General features: G+C 71.7%; 20 protein-coding genes. 6 read left to right on the forward strand and 14 right to left on the reverse strand.

Annotated elements, in window-relative coordinates; all coding sequences use genetic code 11:
• Nucleotides 1-84: 84 nt before the first annotated feature.
• Both IE325_RS27790 and IE325_RS27795 read right to left on the reverse strand, forming a co-directional pair.
• On the reverse strand, nucleotides 85-1,587 hold the full coding sequence (locus IE325_RS27790; protein WP_190072813.1) for a metallophosphoesterase family protein: 1,503 nt from the start codon (nucleotides 1,585-1,587) through the stop codon (nucleotides 85-87).
• 85 nt (nucleotides 1,588-1,672) lie between these two features.
• A complete protein-coding gene (locus tag IE325_RS27795) occupies nucleotides 1,673-2,527 on the reverse strand; it encodes an MHYT domain-containing protein (protein ID WP_190072814.1) in 855 nt (284 codons plus the stop codon).
• A 243-nt stretch (nucleotides 2,528-2,770) separates the two neighbouring features.
• Between IE325_RS27795 and IE325_RS27800 the strand changes: the two genes are divergently transcribed.
• A complete protein-coding gene (locus IE325_RS27800; protein WP_190072815.1) occupies nucleotides 2,771-3,652 on the forward strand; it encodes an arginase family protein in 882 nt (293 codons plus the stop codon).
• A gap of 101 nt (nucleotides 3,653-3,753) precedes the next feature.
• Nucleotides 3,754-4,734: an alpha/beta fold hydrolase gene (locus IE325_RS27805; RefSeq protein WP_190072816.1), complete on the forward strand. Its 981-nt coding sequence runs from the start codon at nucleotides 3,754-3,756 to the stop codon at nucleotides 4,732-4,734.
• Nucleotides 4,735-4,740: 6 nt separating this feature from the next.
• On the opposite strand, the gene IE325_RS27810 is transcribed toward IE325_RS27805, so the two are convergent.
• Entirely contained in the window at nucleotides 4,741-5,949 is a 1,209-nt protein-coding gene (locus IE325_RS27810; RefSeq protein WP_229912078.1) for an MFS transporter, read from the reverse strand.
• A gap of 2 nt (nucleotides 5,950-5,951) precedes the next feature.
• Nucleotides 5,952-6,752, reverse strand: coding sequence for a DUF899 domain-containing protein (locus IE325_RS27815; RefSeq protein WP_190072818.1), 801 nt, complete (start codon nucleotides 6,750-6,752; stop codon nucleotides 5,952-5,954).
• Nucleotides 6,753-6,918: 166 nt separating this feature from the next.
• Here IE325_RS27815 and IE325_RS27820 point away from each other — a divergent pair, with 166 nt between their 5' ends.
• Complete coding sequence (locus IE325_RS27820) at nucleotides 6,919-8,139, forward strand: MFS transporter (protein WP_190072819.1); 1,221 nt, start codon at nucleotides 6,919-6,921, stop codon at nucleotides 8,137-8,139.
• A gap of 38 nt (nucleotides 8,140-8,177) precedes the next feature.
• Here IE325_RS27820 and IE325_RS27825 read toward each other — a convergent pair whose 3' ends face one another.
• Nucleotides 8,178-9,065 carry an oxidoreductase gene (locus IE325_RS27825; RefSeq protein WP_190072820.1) on the reverse strand — a complete coding sequence of 296 codons (888 nt, stop codon included), beginning with the start codon at nucleotides 9,063-9,065 and terminating at the stop codon, nucleotides 8,178-8,180.
• Nucleotides 9,066-9,201: 136 nt separating this feature from the next.
• On the opposite strand from IE325_RS27825, the gene IE325_RS27830 reads away from it, so the two are divergent.
• Nucleotides 9,202-10,056: a helix-turn-helix transcriptional regulator gene (locus IE325_RS27830; protein ID WP_190072821.1), complete on the forward strand. Its 855-nt coding sequence runs from the start codon at nucleotides 9,202-9,204 to the stop codon at nucleotides 10,054-10,056.
• Between the two features lie 18 nt (nucleotides 10,057-10,074).
• Here the strand turns inward: IE325_RS27830 and IE325_RS27835 are convergent, their stop codons facing one another.
• Complete coding sequence (locus IE325_RS27835; RefSeq protein ID WP_190072822.1) at nucleotides 10,075-11,025, reverse strand: phosphotransferase; 951 nt, start codon at nucleotides 11,023-11,025, stop codon at nucleotides 10,075-10,077.
• Between the two features lie 43 nt (nucleotides 11,026-11,068).
• Here IE325_RS27835 and IE325_RS27840 point away from each other — a divergent pair, with 43 nt between their 5' ends.
• Nucleotides 11,069-11,503 carry a GNAT family N-acetyltransferase gene (locus IE325_RS27840; protein WP_190072823.1) on the forward strand — a complete coding sequence of 145 codons (435 nt, stop codon included), beginning with the start codon at nucleotides 11,069-11,071 and terminating at the stop codon, nucleotides 11,501-11,503.
• 39 nt (nucleotides 11,504-11,542) lie between these two features.
• Here the strand turns inward: IE325_RS27840 and IE325_RS27845 are convergent, their stop codons facing one another.
• Nucleotides 11,543-12,298 (reverse strand): dienelactone hydrolase family protein, encoded by a 756-nt coding sequence (locus IE325_RS27845; RefSeq protein ID WP_190072824.1) that lies wholly within the window; start codon nucleotides 12,296-12,298, stop codon nucleotides 11,543-11,545.
• A gap of 125 nt (nucleotides 12,299-12,423) precedes the next feature.
• Complete coding sequence (locus IE325_RS27850) at nucleotides 12,424-13,044, reverse strand: L-threonylcarbamoyladenylate synthase (RefSeq protein ID WP_190072825.1); 621 nt, start codon at nucleotides 13,042-13,044, stop codon at nucleotides 12,424-12,426.
• A gap of 122 nt (nucleotides 13,045-13,166) precedes the next feature.
• Between IE325_RS27850 and IE325_RS27855 the strand changes: the two genes are divergently transcribed.
• Nucleotides 13,167-14,699 (forward strand): helix-turn-helix domain-containing protein, encoded by a 1,533-nt coding sequence (locus tag IE325_RS27855; RefSeq protein WP_190072826.1) that lies wholly within the window; start codon nucleotides 13,167-13,169, stop codon nucleotides 14,697-14,699.
• Nucleotides 14,700-14,823: 124 nt separating this feature from the next.
• On the opposite strand, the gene IE325_RS27860 is transcribed toward IE325_RS27855, so the two are convergent.
• From IE325_RS27860 to IE325_RS27885, 6 genes are read right to left on the reverse strand one after another with little or no spacing between them, the layout of a single operon-like run.
• The gene (locus IE325_RS27860; RefSeq protein ID WP_190072827.1) at nucleotides 14,824-16,056 is read right to left on the reverse strand and encodes a cytochrome P450 family protein; all 1,233 of its coding nucleotides are present in this window, start codon (nucleotides 16,054-16,056) and stop codon (nucleotides 14,824-14,826) included.
• Nucleotides 16,053-17,294 carry a cytochrome P450 family protein gene (locus tag IE325_RS27865; protein ID WP_190072828.1) on the reverse strand — a complete coding sequence of 414 codons (1,242 nt, stop codon included), beginning with the start codon at nucleotides 17,292-17,294 and terminating at the stop codon, nucleotides 16,053-16,055. The genes IE325_RS27860 and IE325_RS27865 overlap by 4 nt, the downstream gene beginning before the upstream one ends.
• Nucleotides 17,291-17,935 carry a GTP-binding protein gene (locus IE325_RS27870; protein ID WP_190072829.1) on the reverse strand — a complete coding sequence of 215 codons (645 nt, stop codon included), beginning with the start codon at nucleotides 17,933-17,935 and terminating at the stop codon, nucleotides 17,291-17,293. Before IE325_RS27870 ends, IE325_RS27865 begins: the two co-directional genes overlap by 4 nt.
• A complete protein-coding gene (locus IE325_RS27875) occupies nucleotides 17,904-18,269 on the reverse strand; it encodes a DUF742 domain-containing protein (protein WP_190072830.1) in 366 nt (121 codons plus the stop codon). The genes IE325_RS27870 and IE325_RS27875 overlap by 32 nt, the downstream gene beginning before the upstream one ends.
• The gene (locus IE325_RS27880) at nucleotides 18,266-18,688 is read right to left on the reverse strand and encodes a roadblock/LC7 domain-containing protein (RefSeq protein WP_190072831.1); all 423 of its coding nucleotides are present in this window, start codon (nucleotides 18,686-18,688) and stop codon (nucleotides 18,266-18,268) included. Before IE325_RS27880 ends, IE325_RS27875 begins: the two co-directional genes overlap by 4 nt.
• On the reverse strand, nucleotides 18,685-20,172 hold the full coding sequence (locus IE325_RS27885; RefSeq protein WP_190072832.1) for an ATP-binding protein: 1,488 nt from the start codon (nucleotides 20,170-20,172) through the stop codon (nucleotides 18,685-18,687). The genes IE325_RS27880 and IE325_RS27885 overlap by 4 nt, the downstream gene beginning before the upstream one ends.
• Nucleotides 20,173-20,408: the final 236 nt, after the last annotated feature.

Genomic DNA, 20,408 nt, shown 5'->3' on the forward strand with positions numbered 1-20,408 from the left:
CCATCGTTGAACTTTCAATGGGCCTGTCCTGGTGCCAACTCGATCACGGCCCGAGGTGTTCCCCACCCCCACCCCCGCCCACGTTCACTTCAAGGGGATCGTCACCTCGTCCTCCACCGGCGGGTCCAGTTCCTGGGCACGGCTACCCGTCGCGGCGTAGCAGCGCAGGCGGACCGTCTCCGGGGTGACGTCCAGGCGGAGGAACTGCTTGAAGAACGGCGGACTGTACGTCGCCGAGCTCGGGGAGAAGAGCGAGGTGTAGATCTTGCGCACCGGGAGCCGGAAGCGCTTGGCCCGGTCGGGGCGGCGGCCGGTGCCCAGCAGGCCCGCGACCAGGCGGGTGCGCCAGGTGATGCGGGCGTCCTGGGGCGCGGCACGGCCCGGCTGGTACTGCAGCCGCTCGGCGATCACGGCCGTCGCCTCGGCCTCGCTGAGGGTGAAGAAGCGGCGCAGCCACAGTCGGCGGCCGTAGAGCTTGCTGTAGAAGGCCAGGGAGTCGCCGCGCAGCGGATAGCAGCGGAACTCCTTCTCGGTGACGTTCGCGATGTCGACCCGGGGGATGGTGTGGGTGGCGTGCATGAAGGCACCGCCGCCGCCCGAGACCACGTACTGGATGGTGCGGCCGTCGACCTGGACCGGGTAGCGCTGGTAGTTGTGGATGTCGCCGCCTATCGCCGCGACGTAGTGGTGCGCCGGGTCGCGGACTATCTCGTCGACGGTGCCGCCGCCCTCGATGGTGCAGGGGTGGTGCTCGCCGTCGACGTAGAGGGGCGAGCCGGTGATGAGGATCTTCGGGCGCGGGTTCTGCGAGACCTCGCGCAGCCATGCGCCTTGTTCGGCGTCGATGGTGCCGAGCAGTCCGGTGTCGATGCCTATGATCCGCACCGGCCCGGCGTCGATCGCCCAGTACGGTCCCGGCTGGACGGTCTGTTGGGCGGCGGTCGACCTCAACTGCCGTGCCTGGTCCAGACGTTGTCCGTCACCCTTGCGCGGCCGGTGCCACAGCAGCTGCCGCAGCCAGGCCCGGCTGAGGACGCGTGGCGCGGGCTCCGGTGCGAGGGGCGGGGCGTCGTCGCAGAAGACGCGCATGAACGCGCCGAGATCCTCGTACCAGTCGTGGTTGCCCGGTATCGCGTATATGGGCGCCCGATAGTCCTGGTACGGGCGGAAGAACTTGCTGCCGTAGTCGTCGGCGCTGCCCACCGGATAGATCACATCGCTGGCGAGGACGGCGAAGCTGGTGTCCTGGCCTGTCTTCAAAAGGCCCGGCACGACGGAGTACTGAGGGTCGTCGCCCTCGCCGGTGTCGCCGATGACCAGGAACGAGAACCGGTCGGGGTCCTCGCGCCGGATCACCTTGTCGGCGGGGGCGCCGGCGGCCGTGCGCTGAGCGACCCAGCGGCTTCGGGTGCGGCCCGTGGGGTCCCCGAACCAGCCCGCCAGCACACCATTGCGCGCGGCCCACAGCATCCGGGGGTCGAGCCAGGAGATCTTCTCGACCTTGCTCGGCATCAGCCCTTTGTAGCTGCCGAGTTCGGCGGCGCCCCAGCCGGCGCCTTCGGCGGTATCGCGTGAGGAGTCAGACACTTGTGCACCGTAACAATGATCTAGAGAACGCCGAGAGGGGGTGCGGGAGTACGGCGCGTCGGCGCACCCCCGCCCCCTCTTCCGGTCACCGCCTGCGAGCGTATGTCTTGCGGCGTGGCGGCTGTGCCCCGAACTCCGAGTCGGGGTGGGGCTGTTGGGCCGGGACGCCGCCCGGTCCCGGTTCGGTCTCTCCACGCCGCTCGACGTCGCCGAGGACGAGGAGCGGGTCGAACATCACGACCACTCCGGCCAGTACCAGGAAGATGACCGGCCCCAGCAGCATCGGCAGCAGCAGTGAGCTGGGCGAGTCGCCGGCCCACGAGGCGCCCGTCGCGCCGTGCAGATGGACACTGACGGCCGCCATGCCCGTGTAGTGCATCCCGGAGACCGCCACCCCCATGATCAGACTCGCACCGAGGCTGGTCAGGAAACCGCGGATGGTCACCGCCGCCCACAGCGCGGCCGTCGCGGCGACGATCGCGATCAGTACGGACAGCCCCACGGTGAGCACGTCGTACTCGATTTCGCCGTCGAGGCGCAGCGCCGCCATCCCCAGGTAGTGCATCGCCGCCACCCCTAGGCCGGTGATGACGCCCGCGCAGGTCAGCGCGCCCCGTCCGGCGCCGCGATAGCCGACGATGAACACGCCGATGCCGACCACGACGATCGCCACGGCGAGACTGAGGACGGTCAGCCCCGTGTCGTACCGGATCCGGGTCTCCTCGACCTGGAATCCGATCATGGCGATGAAGTGCATCGTCCAGATGCCGCAGCCGATCGACGCGGCGCCGAGCGCCAGCCAGCCCGGCTTCCACGACTGTCCGCCGGGCAGCGAGCGCACGATGCACCGCAGCCCCAACGCCCCTCCCAGGCAGGCCATCAGATAGGCCGCCAGCGGGGTCACCGCACCATAGCGGAACCCGTCAACCGTCCCTTGCATATGCCAACTCCCCCCAGAGTCATGGCCAGTTGTCGAGCAAGGTGTACGGGGCAAGAGAGCGTAAAGCAAGCGTTTACCGCCGGTAGCCGTTGAAGTCTGTATTACGGGGAGTCGGCTCCGGTCAGGGAGGGGTGAGATTCGGCCAGAGGGGGACCGGGGGCGGGTGGGCGTGCTAAGGGCACGAGTGGTGTCGGCCCGGTGGATGTGGCATACATGGACAGTGGTGGTGGAAAGGGGCCGGACATGCGGCAGCTCGCGGTCATCGAGGCGCCGTCCGTGCTCGGTCTGCGGCCGTCCGGGGTCGAGGAGCTGCCCCGGGCTCTGCTGGAGGCAGGGCTGCTCGAAGGTCTCGACGCGGTACGGGCCGGCCGCATCGAGCCCCCACCGTATGACGCGACACGCGACGCCACCAGCGGTGTTCTCAACCCGCACGGCATCGCGGAGTACTCCGTCCGGCTGGCCGACGTCGTCGGCGACGTCCTCGACGGCGGACGCTTCCCGGTCGTCCTCGGCGGCGACTGCACGATCCTGCTCGGCAACCTCCTCGCCCTGCGCCGCCGCGGCCGCCCCGGTCTGCTGTTCCTCGACGGCCACACCGACTTCTACCAGCCCTCGGCCGAACCGAATGGTGAAGCGGCCTCCATGGAACTCGCCCTGGCCACCGGGCGCGGCCCTCGGCTGCTCACCGACCTGGAGGGCCGCGGCCCCCTGCTGCGGGACGAGGACGTCGTGGCCCTCGGCTTCCGCGACACGGACGAATCGACCGAGGCCGGAATGCAGCCCCTGCCGACCGCGCTGCACGCGATCGACCTCGACGGCGTGCGCGCGGCCGGAGCGGACACGGCCGCACGCCGGGCCCTCGAGCGGCTGACCGCCGGTGCGAGCGACGGGTTCTGGGTGCACCTTGACGTCGATGTCCTGGACGACGCCGTCATGCCGGCCGTGGACTATCGGCAGCCGGGTGGGCTGAGCTGGGGGGAGCTGGAGAGTGTGCTGGTCACGGCACTGGGGGAGCCGGGGGCTGTGGGGTTTGACGTCACGATCTTCAACCCGCGGCTCGACCCCGACGGCAGGATCGCGGGGCAGCTTGCGGAGTGTCTGCGGCGGGCGCTGGCGGGATCTTGAGGAGACGGTCCCAGCGGCCTTTGCCGAACTGGCAAAGAAGCTCGCGACCCCTCTCCCGGCCAACGCAGGATGACGAAACCCGCGCAATCACGGAGGGAAACATGCCGTACACCGAGGTCATCCACCGCCTGGTCCCCACCCCCGCCGGCCGACTCCACCTCGCCGAACAGGGCACCGGCCCCCTGGTCCTCCTCGTGCACGGTTTCCCCGAGTGCTGGTACTCATGGCGCCACCAGCTCCCCGCCCTCGCGGCGGCCGGATACCGCGCCGTCGCCATCGACGTGCGCGGATACGGCCGCTCCTCCAGGCCCGACGCGCTCGACTCGTACCGGATGCTGGAGCTGGTCGCGGACAACGTGGCCGTCGTGGACGCCCTCGGCGAACGGTCCGCGGTCGTCGTGGGCCACGACTGGGGCGCGAACATCGCCGCCACCTCGGCACTGCTGCGTCCCGACGTGTTCCGCGCGGTCGGACTGCTGAGCGTGCCCTACACCCCGCCCGGCGGGCCGAAACCGAGCGAGGTGTTCGCGGGCATGGGCGGCCCGGAGGAGTTCTACGTCCCCTACTTCCAGCGGCCCGGCCGGGCCGAGGCCGAGATCGAGCCCGACGTCAGGGGCTGGCTCGCGGGCTTCTACGCCGCCCTGTCCGCCGATACCATGCCGGACGCCGACGCCCCCGACCCGCACTTCGTCACCCCCGGCGGCACACTGCGCGACCGGTTCCCCGCCGGCCGGCTGCCCGGCTGGCTCGACGAGGCCGACCTGGACGTCTACGCGGGGGAGTTCGAACGCACCGGAATGACCGGGGCCCTCAACCGCTACCGGAACATGGACCGCGACTGGGCCGACCTGGCCGACCACACCGGCGTCCCCCTCACCCAGCCGTCGCTCTTCCTCGGCGGCGCCCTCGACGCCTCCACCACATGGCTGTCCGACGCGATCGAGGCCTACCCGACGACCCTGCCCGGCCTGCGCTCCTCGCACATCCTCGACGGCTGCGGCCACTGGATCCAGCAGGAACGCCCCCAGGACACCAACCGACTGCTCACGGAGTGGCTCGCCGCGCTGCCAGGAGCCGTATAGCCGCGGTCACGCCCGCACCGGCACCGGCCGCCGGAGCAGATACCCGGCGGCCGTCAGGACCAGGACCGTCATACAGGCTATGAACACCAGCCCCGCCCCCTCCAGACCGATCGGACCAGTCAGCACCCCGACCCCGACGACCGGCAGGGAGATCCCGCCGTACGCCACCACGAACAGCGTCGAGATCACGGCCGCCCGCTGGTCCGCGGGGGACGCCTCGGCCACCGCGGACAGCGCCGCGCGGAACGACAGCCCCTGACCGCTCCCGCCGACGACCGCGCTCGCCACCACCAGCGCCAGCAGATCCCACCACAGCGCACCGGCGAGCAGCGCCAGGCCGACGAGGAGCGCCGCGCAGCCCAGCGGCAGCGACCGGCTCACCCCGACCCGTCCGACGGCCAGTTGCCCGGCGGTCGAGGCGAAGAAGGCCAGCGCGACGACCAGGCCGCTGACGGCGTGGTTGCGTTCGTCCAGGGACTCCGCGAGGAATGCCGGGCTGACCGAGGTGAACACACCGAACAGGGCGAACCCCACGAACGAGGCGGTCGCCGCCGGCCCGAACACGGACCGCACCTGCGGCGGCAGGCTGGGCCTCTGCGGCCGCACGCTGCCCGCCGGCCGCCGCTCCCGCACGGTCTCCGGGAGCCACAGCACCACCGCGACCGAGCAGGCCACCAGGGCCAGATGCACCACGAACGGCAGATACAGCGGCCAGGGAGCGTACTGCGCCAGCACCCCGGCGAGCAGCGGCCCACACCCCAGGCCGCCCATGTTGGCGGCGGTCGCCACGAACGTGGCCCGGGCGGCACCACCACGCGGCGCCAGCTCCATGACATACGCCGTGGCCGCCCCCGTGATCAGCCCCGCCGACAGCCCCGACAGCAGCCGCCCCACATACAGCCAACCGAGCGCCGTCGCGCCCAGGAAGCAGACGGCGCTCGCGGCCGCGAAGCCCAGCGCCGACAGGACCACCGGCCGCCGGCCCACGGTGTCCGAGGCGTTGCCCGTGAGCAGCAGCACAGCGATGACCGCGAAGGCGTAGACGGCGTACACCACTGTGACCGTCAGCTCGGAGAACCCGAACTTGTCCTGGTAGTGGCCGTACAGCGGAGTCGGCAGCGTGGTGCCGGCCATGCACACGGCGAACACCGCCCCCGCGAGCAGACACGCTCGCCACCCGTCGACCGCCCCTCCCGCGCGGTTCCGCCCAACCACCGTCAGACGTCGTACTCGTCGGGCAGCCGCATCCCGGGCCCGCCGACATTCAGGCCCAGCGGACGCGCCCGGCCCTTCGGCTCCTCCCACGCCTCCTGACGGCCCAGCGCGGTGAGATCGAGATACGGATAGCCGTTGTGGAACTCCTCGATCCCGCGCCCGTACGTGGAGTACGTGTGGAAGACGTCGTCCCCGACCCGCAGGAACGCGCTGATCCCCGGATAGTCGCCGCGCATCCACTCCTCCCACGGCGTCCCGACCTCGGCCAGTTCCTCCGCACTGCGCTGGTCGATCTCGACGGGGGCGACACGTTCGTCGACGGTGGCGTGGAAGTCGTAGTTGAAGTCGCTGCCGGCCGAGGAGTACCAGGGGAACGTCCAGCCCATGCGCTCGCGGTACGCCGCGAGCTTCGCGTACGGCGCCCGGGTCACCGCGACCAGGGACGTGTTGCGGGCATGCAGCTGGCGCAGCCTCACCGGGATCTGGTCGGCCGCCGACGAGCAACTGGGGCAGCCCGTGTCACGGGGATGCTCGGTGCCGTCGTCGTCGATGTCGTACGTCCACATGAAGTGGTGCATCACGAGCTGCGGGCGCCCCTCGAACAGGTCGGGCAGCGAGACCCGCCCGTCCGGCCCCTCGAAGGTGTACGGCTTGTCGACGCGGACCATCGGCAGCCGCCGCCGCTCGGCGTTGACCCGGTCGCGTGCCCGGGTGACCTCCTTCTCCTTGGCCAGGAGTTCCCTGCGGGCGGCCCGCCACTCCTCGCGCGACACCACGTCCGGCAGGTTCTCCATCGAAGTCATCCGAATGCTCCCTACGGTCTGGTGCTGCCGGCGGGCGGTCAGGACACGCCTACAAGCTTGCGCCCACCGCTCCAGGGCCGCACATGGGCGACCCGGCGCGGTTCGTCCAAGCGTCGCCGGTCTTTGTCCATGGGCCCGGTGCACGGCCGCGAGTGACTGTGGACCCATGAGCGAAATCGGCGCGCGCGACACGGACTTCCCCGCCCGCGAGTACCCACCCGAACGGCGACGGACACCGGCCGGTCTGATCGCGCTCGCCCTCGGCGGCTTCGGCATCGGGCTGACCGAGTTCCTGATCGCCGGGCTGCTGCCACAGGTGGCGAGGAGCTTCGCGGTGTCCGAGGCGGCGGCCGGCCGGCTGATCTCCGGCTACGCGCTGAGCGTCGCGATCGGCGCCATCGCCCTGACCGCGGCGACGACACGCCTGCCCCACAAGGTGACCCTGGTCGGCCTGCTGGCGCTGTTCGTCATCGGCAACCTGCTGTCCGCCGTCGCCCCCGGCTATGCGGTGATGATGCTGGGCCGGATCGTCGCGGCGCTGTGCCACGGCTCGTTCTTCGGCATCGGCTCGCTGGTCGCGCGCTCCCTCGTCGCCCCGGAGCGCAAGTCCCGCGCGGTGGCCGTCATGTTCGCCGGGCTGACCGTCGCCAATGTGCTGGGCGTGCCGTTCGGCGCGTGGGTCGGCGAGCGCTGGGGCTGGCGGGCGGCGTTCTGGGCGGTCACCGCGATCGGGGTGCTGGCGCTGGCGGGAATCGTCGCCCTCGTCCCCGGCCCGACGCGGTTGCCGGCGTCGCCGCCGAGTGGCGTACGGGCCCAGCTCCGCACGTTCCGCTCCACCCAGGTCTGGCTCACACTGACGGCCACCGCGCTCGGCTACGGCGGCATGTTCGGCGCCTTCACCTACATCGCCTACACATTCACCGAGGTCGGCGGCTTCTCTGCGACGGACGTCCCCTGGTTGCTGATGGTGTACGGCATGGGCCTCGTCGTCGGCAACGCGATCGGCGGACGCGCGGCCGACCACGACCGCGACCGCGCCCTCGTCCTCTCCCTCCTCGGACTCGCCCTCGTCCTGGCCGCGTTCGGACTGCTGGCCCACAACGCCGTCGCGTCGGTGGCCCTGACGTTCCTGATGGGCGTCACCGGCTTCGCCGCCGTACCCGGCCTCATCACCCGCGTCACGGACGCCGCCCACGGAGCCGCCCTGGCCGCCGGCGCCAACGTCTCCGCGTCCAACATCGGCAACGCCCTCGGCGCCTGGCTCGGCGGCACGGCCCTCACCACGGGCCTCGGCTACACCGCACCCCTCCACGTCGGCGCCGGTCTCGCCCTGGCGGCGGTGGCGGTCATGGGCGTGGCGGCATGTCGGGAGAGGGCCGCTCCGTGAGCCTGACCGCAGCCGGTCGATGGCAGGACACGTCGGCCTCACGGACGCGCCGTCACTCCACGCCCCCCGATCCCGTCCAGCTCGGCGACCGCGTCCTCGGGCAGCTCCAGCGCGGCGCCCGCGATGTTCTCGCGCAGGTGCCGCACCGAGGACGTGCCCGGGATGAGCAGCAGGTTCGGTGAGCGCTGCAGCAGCCAGGCGAGGGCCACGGACATCGGCGTGGTGTCCAGCCGCGCGGCGACCTTGTCCAGGGCGTCCGACTGCAGGGGCGACATGCCGCCCAGCGGCCAGTACGGCACATAGGCGATGCCCTGCCGCGCCGTGCTGTCGAGCAGCGCGTCGTCCTGGCGGTTGGCGATGTTGTAGAAGTTCTGGACGCACACGACGGGAGCGATGGCCTGGGCCTCGGCGAGCTGGTCCGCGTCGACCGTGCTCAGCCCGAGATGGCGGATCAGCCCCTGCTCGCGCAGCTCGGCCAGCGCACCGAACTGCTCCGCGATGGAGCCCGGTTCCGGCGAGTCGAAGCCGCCGACGCGCAGATTCACCACGTCCAGCGTGTCGAGACCGAGCCGCCCCAGATTGTCGTGGACCTGCTGCACGAGTTCGGCCGGGGTACGTGCCGGCAGCCACCCGCCCCGCTCGTCGCGACGGGCACCGACCTTGGTGACGATGTGCAGGCCCTCCGGATACGGCGCGAGCGCCTCACGGATGATCTCGTTGGTGACGTACGGACCGTAGAAGTCGGAGGTGTCGATGTGCCGCACACCCGACTCCACGGCCGTGCGCAGTACGGCGACGGCGGCCGCGCGGTCCTCGGGCGGGCCGAAGACGCCCGGCCCGGCCAGCTGCATGGCGCCGTAGCCGAACCGGGGGAGGGCGAGGTCGCCCATGCGGTAGGTGCCGCCGGGAAGCTCGTTGCCTGTCATGGTTCCCTTCCGCTCGCCGGTGTGTCCGGGAGCAGCTCCGACGCTAGGCAGACCGGGCGGAGACAGCGTGGGCCCCGGTCATCCTGGGGGCGACAGGACCAGGCACGCCACGCCGCCGGCTCGTAGCATCGACGACATGAGCAGGCCGAACGCGCTGGGGGAGTATCTGCGGGCCCGCCGTGAGCTGACCGACCCGGCGGACGTGGGGCTCCCGGTGGTGGGCGTACGCCGCACACCGGGGCTGCGCCGCGAGGAGGTCGCGACCCTCGCCGGTGTCAGCGCCGACTACTACCTGCGCCTGGAGCAGGGCCGGGACCGCAACCCGTCCCCGCAGGTGCTGGAGGCGCTGGCCCGGGTGTTCCGGCTGGACGAGGCCGCCACACAGCACCTGTTGAGCCTGTCCACGGCCCGCCCGGCCCCGGCTCGGAGGCCGCGCCGCGAGGTGGTGCCGGTGGGCATCCGACAGCTTCTCGACGCGATCGGCCTGCCGGCGTTCGTGGAGAACCGCATGTTCACCGTGCTCGCCGCGAACCCGCTGGCCACCGCCGTGTCACCCAGTATCAGGCCCGGGATCAACCGGCTGCACTCGATCTTCCTCGACCCCGCCGCGCGGGACCTCTACCCGGACTGGGAGCAGGCGGTACGGGCCCTGGTCGCCGGGTTCCGTACGTCCGTGGGCAGCGACGTCGACGACCCGAGGATCGTCCAGCTCGTCGGCGAGCTGTCGCTGGCCAGCGACACCTTCCGGCGACTGTGGGCCAGGCACGACGTCAGCGCACTCGCCGGAGGCACGATGCGGGTGAACCACCCGAAGGTCGGCATGCTGGAACTGCGCCGCGAGAAACTCCCCATCACCGACTCGGGCGGCCAGATCCTTGCGATCTATCACGCCGAGCCCGGCTCGGCCACGGCCCGCGCGCTCGACGCACTGCTTCCACCGACGTCCGGCGAGACACACCGCGGGACGGCACCGGACACGGGAAGCGCGTGAGGCCGGCCCCTCTTTGGGTCAGCCGGCCAGTCCTCCGGCGAACGCGGTCGTCCTCCACTGCTCGATGGTCGGCGTCAAGTACCCCCGCAGCGCGGGCAGTTGAGGTACGAGCGTCAGGGCGGCGATGATCCGCAGCATTCCCACCGCGTTCACGAACCTCAGGACGTCCTCGTCCAGCGGCCTCATGCCATTTGCGCGAGCCTGCTGGTCGTAGGCGGCTTCGAGCTCGGGCCCGAGCTGCGCCAGGTCCCACTCGACGGGCCCCAGCGTGACCAGCTCGAAGTCGGAGTAGAGGTCCCCGTCCACGCCGGAGAAGACGTTCGCGGGCGGCGAGTCGCCGTGGATGGGCTGGAGGTCGATGTGCGGGAACCGTTCCTCGAAGGTCGCGCGTGAGCGCACCAGCGGCGCCAGGACCTGCCACTCTCGGCGTGCGCGGTCCAGGTCCGCCGGATCGACGAGATCGGGACTCTCCGCGAGCGTGGCCAGGCCTTCCTCGATGAACTCCGGCTCGACCGCGGACAGGAACGACAGCTCACCCGGGTAGGTGCGCAGCGCCGCGTGCAGATCGGCGGTGATCGCCGCGTTCGCCGCGTAGTCCGTCCGCTTGTCCCGGTCCTCCTCGACGAACTGCCAGAACGTCATCGAGAACCCGTCACGCCGAACCGGCTCCGCCGGCACGAGCGGGCTCGGCGGGATCACCGGAACACCCTGACCCGCGAGCCACCGCGCCACGTCCAGCTCCGCCCGCTGACGGTGCGCCAGGGAGTCGAGGCTCACATGCCGCGACAGCACGGTGGGGATCCGGGCCACCACCGGCGAGGGCGCGAGATGGACGACGACGGAGAACAGCTCGTACAGCACCCGGGCATCGGTCACGGTGAGCCCGAGCTCCCGCCCCGCCGCGACGGCCGCCTCGGCAGCGGCGGCGGTGCGGCGGGCGATGTCCTGGGGCGTCAGTATCTCGGTCACGATTCGATCATCGCATCCACACCGGCGAGGTAGCGTGCCGATCGTGGATTCCTGGGACATACGCCCGGCCTCGTCGACGGACGTGGACGCGGTGGCCGAGCTGCGCGCCGTGGTCCTGCGCGCGGACCTGGAACGGCTCGGACGGTACGACGCACAGCGCGTGCGGCAGCGGCTGCGCGACGGATTCGACCCGGCGCACACCTGGGTGATCAAGGTGAACGGCACCTTCGCGGGCTGCGTCGCCCTGCGCCCGGCCGAGGACGGCCACTGGCTGGAGCACTTCTACCTGGCACCCCATCTCCAGGGCAGCGGCATCGGCACGGCCGTGCTGCGCGAACTGCTGGCGCGTTGCGAGCGCGGCGGCGTCCCCGTCCGGTTGAACGTGCTGCAGGGCAGCCCGGCTCGACGGCTGTACGAACGGCACGGGTTCACGGTCGAGAACGAGGACCCGGTGGACGTGTTCATGGTGCGCCCCTGAGCCCCTGCCGCGAACCCGTGCCGACCGCCGGCGCCGCGCTCAGAAGGTCCGCTTCAGCAGATCCAGCAGCGCCGCCCAGTGCCGCTCGGCCGCGGCCTCGTCGTACGCCGAGGTGTCGGCCTGCGTGTAACCGTGCTGGGCGCCCTCGTACACCTCGTACCGATGGCGCACCCCGGCCGCGGTGAGGGCGGCGGCGAGACGCTCCATCTGCTCCGGCGGCATCGACTGGTCGGCGTCGGCGTGCCCGAAGTACAGCTCCGCGGTGATGTGTTCGGCGACCAGGTGCGGGCTGTCCGGCGCGTCCGTGGCCAGCTGACCGCCGTGGAAGCCGGCCGCGGCGGCCACCCGGTCCGGGTAGGCGCCGGCGGTGCGCAGCGCGAGCCGGGTGCCCATGCAGTAGCCGGTGAGGGCGACCGGACCGTCCGCGATCTCGGGCCGCTCGGCCATCCAGCGCAGATAGGCACCGGCGTCCCGCACCACGAGCTCCGGCGTCAGGGCCTGTATGGCCGGGACGATGCTCTCGAACAGCTCCGGGCGCGCGGCGGGGTCGATGAACTCGGGCAGTTCGAAGACCGGGCTGCGCCCTTGACGGTAGAAGACGTTCGGCACCAGGACCGTGTAGCCGGCTGCCGCGAGCCGGTCGGCCATCGACCGCAGGTGCGGACGCAGACCGAAGGCGTCCTGGTAGAGAAGGACACCCGGCCGGGGCCGGCCGTCGTCCGGCCGGGCCAGGTACGCGTCCGCGACACCGTCCTCGGTGGGGATGTCGACGTCTGTTCCCTGTACGGAGGTCATGGGGGGTGCCTCTCTGCGCGGTCCACGGCGAACAGGTCTCGCGGACCCGGCGGAACCGGGTCCGCGCACATGCTTTCATGCACCAACCAACGTGCCCCGGCACCCCCTTGCGCTTGGGGTCCGCTTTACTCGAACCGGGACGTGTCGCCCGCCCCCTCGCGCACGACCTCGGCCTCCCCGGACGAGAAGTCGATCACCGTCGTGGGCTCGGTGCCGCAGTCGCCGGAATCCACCACCGCGTCCAGCACATGATCGAGACGGTCCTTGATCTCCCAGCCCTGGGTCATCGGCTCCTCCTCGTCCGGCAGCAGGAGAGTGCTGGAAAGCAGCGGCTCGCCGAGCTCCGTGAGCAGGGCCTGGGTGACGACATGGTCGGGGATGCGCACACCGACCGTCTTCTTCTTCGGATGCTGCAGCATGCGCGGCACCTCCCTCGTCGCGGGCAGGATGAACGTGTAGCTGCCGGGTGTCGACGCCTTGATCGCCCGGAACACGTCGTTGTCGATCCGCACGAACTGGCCGAGCTGCGCGAAGTCCTGGCAGACGAGGGTGAAGTGATGCCGGTCGTCCAGACGGCGAATGGTCCGGATCCGGTCGATGCCGTCACGGCTGCCCAGCCGGCAGCCCAGCGCATAGCAGGAGTCCGTCGGATACGCGATCAGCGCACCCGAGCGGACGCTCTCGGCGACCTGGGCGATGGTGCGCGGCTGAGGGTTGTCGGGGTGCACGTCGAAGTACTTCGCCATTCGCCGAGCCTATGCCCTGCACACCCGGGCCGGCGTTCGCCCACCCCGTGACTCATGGACTCGTGAGGTAACGTCCCCGGTCGGTACGCTGTGAATAAGTGCAGGACGAGGTGAACGCCGAAGTGGCTGGCAGAGAGGACGGCAACCGTCAGGCCGGGGTGGGCGGCGCCGACGGCTCGGACTGGGCGCAGGAGTTGCTGGATCACCTACGGCCGAACGGGCGGGACGTCCGCCGGGTCGTCGCCTGGCTCGCGGACGCCGTGCAGGGCATCGTCTCGCTCCAGGACGACACGGGCAGACTCCTCGCCGGCACTCGGCCACCGCTGGACGACCATCTCGTCGCGGGAGTCGCCGCGGGCCGTATCGCCTCCGCCGCCTGGGAGGGCGGGGGCCGCCATCTGCGCCTGGTGCGGGTGTCGTATGCGAACCCCGCCGCGGCGGGGGTCCTCGCGGTGTCGCGCGAGACGCCCTTCGACCGGCGCGCCTCCGACATCGTCACGCACACCGTCCAGGTCATCGAACTCCTGCTGAAGGCGGGCGAGACGACCGCCGCCGGACTCCGGCTCGAACAGGCCACCTCCGATCTGCGGCTGGCGATCCTGCAACTGCTCATGGTGGAGGACACCGTCTCGGCACGCCGCGTCGCCGCGGGACTGTGGCCGGGCCTGCTCGATACCGACAGCGCCTGGGTCCATGTCGTCGAGGGCAACGCCGAGGAACGCGACCGGCTGGCCGGGGAATGCATCGACGTCACCGGCGAGCGGGCGCTGGTCGTGCTCTGCCCGGCGGTGGACGAACACGTCATCGTCGTGACGCCCGGCGAGATGGAGGCCCGGGAACTCAGGACCCTCATAGGCCGGCGCCCCCGCACCTTCATCGGCGGCAGCGCCCGCCACAGCCTGGCCCGCACCGCCACCGCCTACGGACAGGCCGTCAGCGCCCTCGCCGTCGCCCACTTCCGGCCCGACAAGGCCGCGGTGTACGCCGAACGCACCCACCCCGAGCGGCTCATCGACCCCAAAGCTCTACGCGAGTGGACCGACCGGCTGCTGCGCCCCCTCGACACCCTGCCGCACCACACCCGCGCCGAACTGCTCGCCACCACCCGCCTCGGCCTGGAGTTCACCGCGGTCAGCGCCGCCAAGGTCCTCGGCGTCAGCCGCAACACCGTCCGCGCTCGCATGGAACGCGTCGAAACCCTCCTCGGCACGGACTTCACCGACCTGACCGCCCGAGCCGTGGTGCACCTCGCGCTCAACATCCAGGTGAGCCTGGCCGGCACATCCGCCGACAGCGGTCCTACGCACCCGGCGGCCGTGCCGCTGCGGGAGCTGATCGCCGGGCCCGCCATGCGCACCTGGGCGCGGGACGTCCTCGCCCGCCTCGACCAGGACACCCGGGACCTGCGCCGCACCCTGCGGACCTGGATCGCCGAGGGCGGCAACGCCGAACGGACGGCGCAGACCCTCGGCGTCCACGCCCAGACCGTCCGCGAACACGTCCGCAGCGCGGAACCCGTCCTCGAACGCCAGCTCCTGGCCGGCGGCAGCGATCTGTACGAGGTCGTCCTGGCCCATCTCGCCCTCGGTGATCTGGACGAGCCCGCGCTGCACCGGGCGAAACCGGGCCATCCGGACTCACCTGTGCACGGGTGAGTGCTCTCGGCGCCACAGTGGGCATCGACGCGATACCCAAGGCCCGTGTCGCAGACGTAAATTCGACTCTCCGCGGGGACACGACCGGAACGGGGGACCGGTCGGGTCCCCGCGCCGTGTGTGGTCAGCCGCGCAGCAGTACCGGGATCTCCTGCCAGCCGAACGCGATGAAAGACGGCACCTGACGCAGCTCCTCCGCGCCGGCGGCCAGCCGCAGCTCGGGGAAGCGGTCGAAGAGGGCGGGCAGCGCGGTCAGGGCCTCGACGCGGGCCAGCGGCGCGCCGATGCACCGGTGCACCCCGATGCCGAAGGCAAGATGGTCGTCCGCCCCGCGCGACGCGTCGAAGGTGTCCGCGTCGGGCCCGTAGTGGGCGGGATCCACCCCCGCCGCTGCGAACGTCGTGATGATGGCGTCACCGGCCGCGATCGTCACGCCACCGACCTCGATGTCGCTGACGGCGAACCGCAGCGGCAGCGCCGCGATCGACGGATGCACCCGCAGCGTCTCGTCGATCACCGCGTCCCAGCCGATCTCCCCGGACCGTACGGCGGCCAGCTGCTCGGGGTGGCTCAGCAGGGCCACGACCGCGTTGCCGATGAGATTGACGGTCGTCTCGAACCCGGCGCCGATCACCAGCAGCAGGGTGTACAGCAACTCCTCGTCGCTGAGCCGGTCGCCGTCCTCGTCCCGCACCCGGATCAGCTCGGTGGTCAGATCGTCCCCGGGATGCTCGGCACGGTGCGCGATCAGGGCCGGCAGCACCGTGCCGATCTGTTGCTGCACGAACGCCGCGTGCTCCGGACTCGGGTCGGAGGTGTCCATGATCGCGGCGATGAGGGTCCCGGTCGCCTCCCGCAACTCCTCGGGCACACCGAACAGTTCGCAGATCATCCGCATCGGCAGGGGATGGGCGAGACCGGCCTTCAGATCGACCTTGGACTCGCCCCGGTCGAGGGCGTCGAGCAGCTCCGCGGTGATCGCCTCCACCCGTGGCCGCATCAGCTCCGTGCGCCGCTGGGTGAAGCTCGGCGCGACCAGCTTGCGCAGCCGGGTGTGGTCGGGGCCGTACGTCGAGAGCATATTGACCACGCCGACCCAGCCCAGGATCCAGCCCCACGAGGGGTGTTCGCCGATCTCGGGCCACAGCCGCCAGTGCTGCCGCGGATCCTTGCTGACCCGGGGATCGAGGATCAGGTTCTTGAGCGTGTCGTAGTCCGTGGGCGCCCACGCGGGGATGCCGCCCGGCAGGTCCACGGGCACGATCGGGCCGGCGGCGCGCAGTCGGGCGCTCTCGCCGGGGATGTCGGCGCCGAACGGGTCGAGGGCGAAGCGGTCGGTGCGGTCGGACACGGTCACGAGGGAACTCCTGGCTGGTCGGGGGTGCTGGAGCTGAACCGGACGGGCAGCGAGGTCAGCGAGCGGTGGAAGGGGCCGGGCCGCCAGGTCAGGCTCGCCCGGGGCAGCATCGGCTCCAGGTCGGGCAGCCACTGGGTGAGCCGCTCGATCGCCTCGGTGACGATCAGCAGCGTGTGCTGGCGCACCGGGCAGGCGTGCGGGCCGGCCGACCAGGACAGATGCGAGGCGTCCCGGGGATGCCGGCCGCCGGTGACCTCCTTCTCCGCGAAGTGCGCCAGCGCCCCGTACGAGATCACCACCGGCACCGCCGCCCTGATCCAGGTGCCGTGGAAGGACACCGGGCCGCGCGCGTAGTGGATGCCGTAGTTCGCCAGCGGCGTCTCGTGGTGCAGCACCTCCACCACCGCGTCCGTCACGGGGCGGGCGCCGCTGGTGAGAGTGGAGTAGTACAGCGGGTTGCCGAGGATGCGGGACAGGGCGTTCGACACCAGGTTGGCGGTCGGCTCGTGCCCGGCGCCCAGGGTGAGGAACACCTGCCAGGTGACCTCCTCGGGGGTGAGCCCGGCCGGGTGGTCGAGGAGCCGGCTCGGCAGGTCGTCGCCCCGCTGCTCGGTCTTGGCCGCGATCAGCTCCAGCACATAGCCGCCGAACTCGGCCTCGCCCTCGGCCGCCTCGGCGCCGCCCTCCATCATCTTGCCCAGCGCGGAGTTCAGCCGGTCGCTCTGGCTGTCCGGCAGCCCGAACAGGCTGTTGAACACCAGCGCCATCAGCGGCCGGGCGAACTCGGAGACCAGATCGGCCTCGCCCTTCGGCCGGATCCGGTCCACCAGCACCCGCACCGCCCGGTGCACCCGCGCCCGCAGGTCGTGCGGTTCGATCCGGTCGAAGGTGTCGATCAGCGTGGTGCGGTACCGGACATGGGCCGCGCCGTCGGCGAACAGCGTGTTGGGTCGCCAGCGCATCATGCCCAGGACCGGCGAGTCGTCGGCGACCGTGGCCTCCCACGGCCGCGGGTCGTGCGAGAAGGAGTCGGTGTCGTGCAGCAGATCCAGCGCCGCCCGCCGGTCGGTGACGACATACGCCGGCACGCCAGGCGCCAACTCCGCCCAGCCGACAGGCCCTTGGGCGCGCAGGGTGTCGTAGTAGGGGAACGGGTCGAGGGCGAAGCCGTCCTCCCACAGACGTACGGGCGCCGTGCGGGAGAAGTCCTGCCTCGCTTCTCGGGAGTGGGTGGTCATCCGGTCACCGGCCCTCGGTTCTCAGGAGTCTGACGGTCAATCAGATGCTGGACCAGCGCGAGCAGCGCGTCGACGGACGAGTCCGCGTCCCGCGCGTCACACGTCACCATCGGGGTGCCCGCCTCCAGGTCCAGGGCGGCGCGCAACTGCGCCTCGGTGTGATGCCGGGGCGCGTCCGGAAACGCGTTGAAGGCGACCGCGTACGGCAGCCCCGACTCCTCCACCAGCCCCAGAACGTCGAACGAGGCGTCGATACGTCGGCTGTCGACCAGCACGAGCGCCCCGAGCGCGCCGTAGGCGATGTCGTCCCACAGCGCCCGGAACCGCTCCTGCCCGGGTGTGCCGAACAGATACAGCACGACCCCGCCCGGCAGGCTGATCCGGCCGAAGTCGACGGCGACGGTCGTCGTCGCCTTGTCCCGTACCCCGGCCAGATCGTCCAGCGGGGCGGACGCCTCGCTGATCGGTTCCTCGGTGTGCAGCGGACGGATCTCGGAGACGGAGCCGATCAGGGTCGTCTTGCCCACGCCGAACGGGCCGGCGACGAGGATCTTGACCAGGTCGCGGGCGGTGTCGGGCAGGTGGACGTCCACGGTCGCGGTCGCGGTGTCACCGGGGGTGCTTGAGGGCGCGAAGGCCATCGGCCACTCTCTTCAGCAGGTCGGGGTCGAAGCGGTCGGCGGTCGGGATCGGCGCTCTGGACGCCGCCAGGTCCCGGTCGATGAGCTCGCCCGCCAGGACCCGTACGGCGGACACCGGCAACCGCAGCAGCGCCGCCGCCTCCACGACCGTGAGCGAACCGTCGTCCAGGGCGTCCAGCAGGGCGAGTTGGGCCGCCGGAAGACCGGTCGGAGCGGGTGCGCCGGTGCTCCTGAGCACCGACAGCCGCTCCAGCTGGGGCCGACTGGGCCGGGCCACGCCGCCGGTCGACAGATACGCGGGAACCAGGGGGCGGCCGCCACGGCGGCCGGTCATGCCGACGCGCCGCCGTCGCCGCCTCGGGGCGCGGCGACCATCGCCTTCTCGCCCAGCCGCGCCACCTGCGAGTGCACCCGGTGCGCCAGCAGATCCAGACGGACTTCCTCGTCCCCGTACGCGGCCACACAAGTGCCGTGGTCCGTGGGCACGATCAGTACGTACCCGTGGTCCGACTCGATGACGACCTGGCGCACCTCGGCCCGCTCCCGGTCGGCGAACGCGGCCGCCGCCGTACGGCACGCCGCCTGCACGGTGCTGGTGATCGCCGCGACCCGCTCGGCCGAGGGCCGGGTCAGCGCGTCCGTGTACCCGGTCACCAGCCCGTCCCGCGTGAGCAGCACGGCGGCCACCACATGCGGCACTTGCAGGATCGGTTCGAGCACCCAGGCCGTGTCTCCCGTGTCGCGGCTGGTCATCGAGCCGTTCCCCCTTCATGGTCGTGATCATGGTCGGTGTGATCGGTCTCCCGCACACCATCCGATACGGCGCCGAGGGCGTCGATGCTCACGTCGCCCCCGTCGGCCGCCGAGCGGGCCGCGGCGGTACCGGCCTGCAACGCACCAAGCGCGGCGGCGGCCCGCTCCGGACGGCGGTCCTCGGGAATCGGCTCGGGCTCGGCGGGCGTGGCGGGCGTCGCGGTGGGCCGTGGCCGACGCCGACGCTGCGGCAGACCGCCGGTGTCGGGCGGGGCGTGATGTCCGGACGCGGTGTCGGAGGCGTCGTCGTGCTCGGCGCCGTATCCGTGGGCGGTGGGAGATGCGCCGGGGGACTCGGTGCCGGCCTCGCCGGACCCCTCCTTCCGAGAGGCTCGGTCGTCCCGGTCGGCCGGACGCGTGGAACGCGCCGCGCTCGCCGCCGGCGGTCGCTCCTCCGGGTCGATACGGCTCAGCAACTGGCTGTCGACCCGCAGCACCGCCCGCACCCCGCCGTACGGCGACGGCGAGGACAGGTCGACGCCCAGATCGAACTGCCGGGTCAGCTGCCCGATCGCGGCGAGCCCCATGCGCGGCGGATCGCCCAGCTCGGTCAGGAGAATCGGCTCGGATCCCGCCACCAGCCGCTGTGCGCGGGCGCGTTCCTCCTGGGTCATGCCCAGTCCCGCGTCGTCCACCGTGACGCAGACCCCGTGATGGACGTGCTCCAGATTCACCACGACGTCGGTGTCGGGCGCGGAGTGCCGCAGCGCGTTGTCGAGGAGCTCGGCGACGATGATCGCGACCGGCTCGACGGCGTGGGACACCAGCGCGGTGCCCGCCGTGAGGTGGTTGTGGATCCGGATCCGGTGGTAGCCGGCGAGCCGCGCCTGGCCGCCGGTCACCGCGTCCACCAGGTGCGACTCCTCACGGGCGAGCCCCACCCAGGCCCCGCACACCACGGCGGCGACCTGCGCCCGACGCAGCGACTGCTCGTTCTCGTGGTCGAGCCGGAACAGCGTCTGCGTCAACTCCGGGTCGTCGTACTTCTGTTGGAGCCCGCGCAAGGCGTCCTGGAGCCGGTACAGGGCCGCCTGGATCTCGCGGGTCGCCCCGCGCATGCCCGCCTGTGCGGCGGCGTCGATCCGGGTGCGCTGCGCGGCCAGTTCGACGCGCATCCCGTTCAGCACCTGCTCCAGCGCCGGGCCCAGCGGCGACTCCGCGATCCGGGGACTCAGCGGGCCCGGAACGGTCACATGGGAATGCGTCATCTGCTGGGCGGCGGCCGGGATCCGCCGGGCCGCGAGATGCTCGATCTCGGCGGTGAACCCCCGTGCCGCGCCGTCGAGTTGCCGACGCAGCGCGGCGATCTCGGCCCGCTGGCGCGCCTGTTGCCGCTGTGCGCGCAGCAGTCCGGCTCCCAACGCCAGTGCGGACACCATGCCGACGGCGAGACCGCCGGTGGCCAGGTCCGGTAATTCGATCATCGAATCGGTTTCCAGAGGTCGGTTCGGGGCGGTCGGGCAGAGCTGGCTCCGAGGGCCGTCGAGGCGCCGGTCGGCGGGCCGCTCGCAGCACAGTACACACCGTCATCGACCGATCTCGCACGGTCGACGGACAGTTCGCTTCGAAAGTGAAGGGACTCTGCTCGCTTCTGCGTCAACTGTCTGAAATGGGGTGCCGGCTGCCGGACCCCTGCTTCGTCGCCCCGCAATGGACACGT

The sequence above is a fragment of the Streptomyces lanatus genome (assembly GCF_014655715.1).
GTDB lineage: Bacteria > Actinomycetota > Actinomycetes > Streptomycetales > Streptomycetaceae > Streptomyces > Streptomyces lanatus.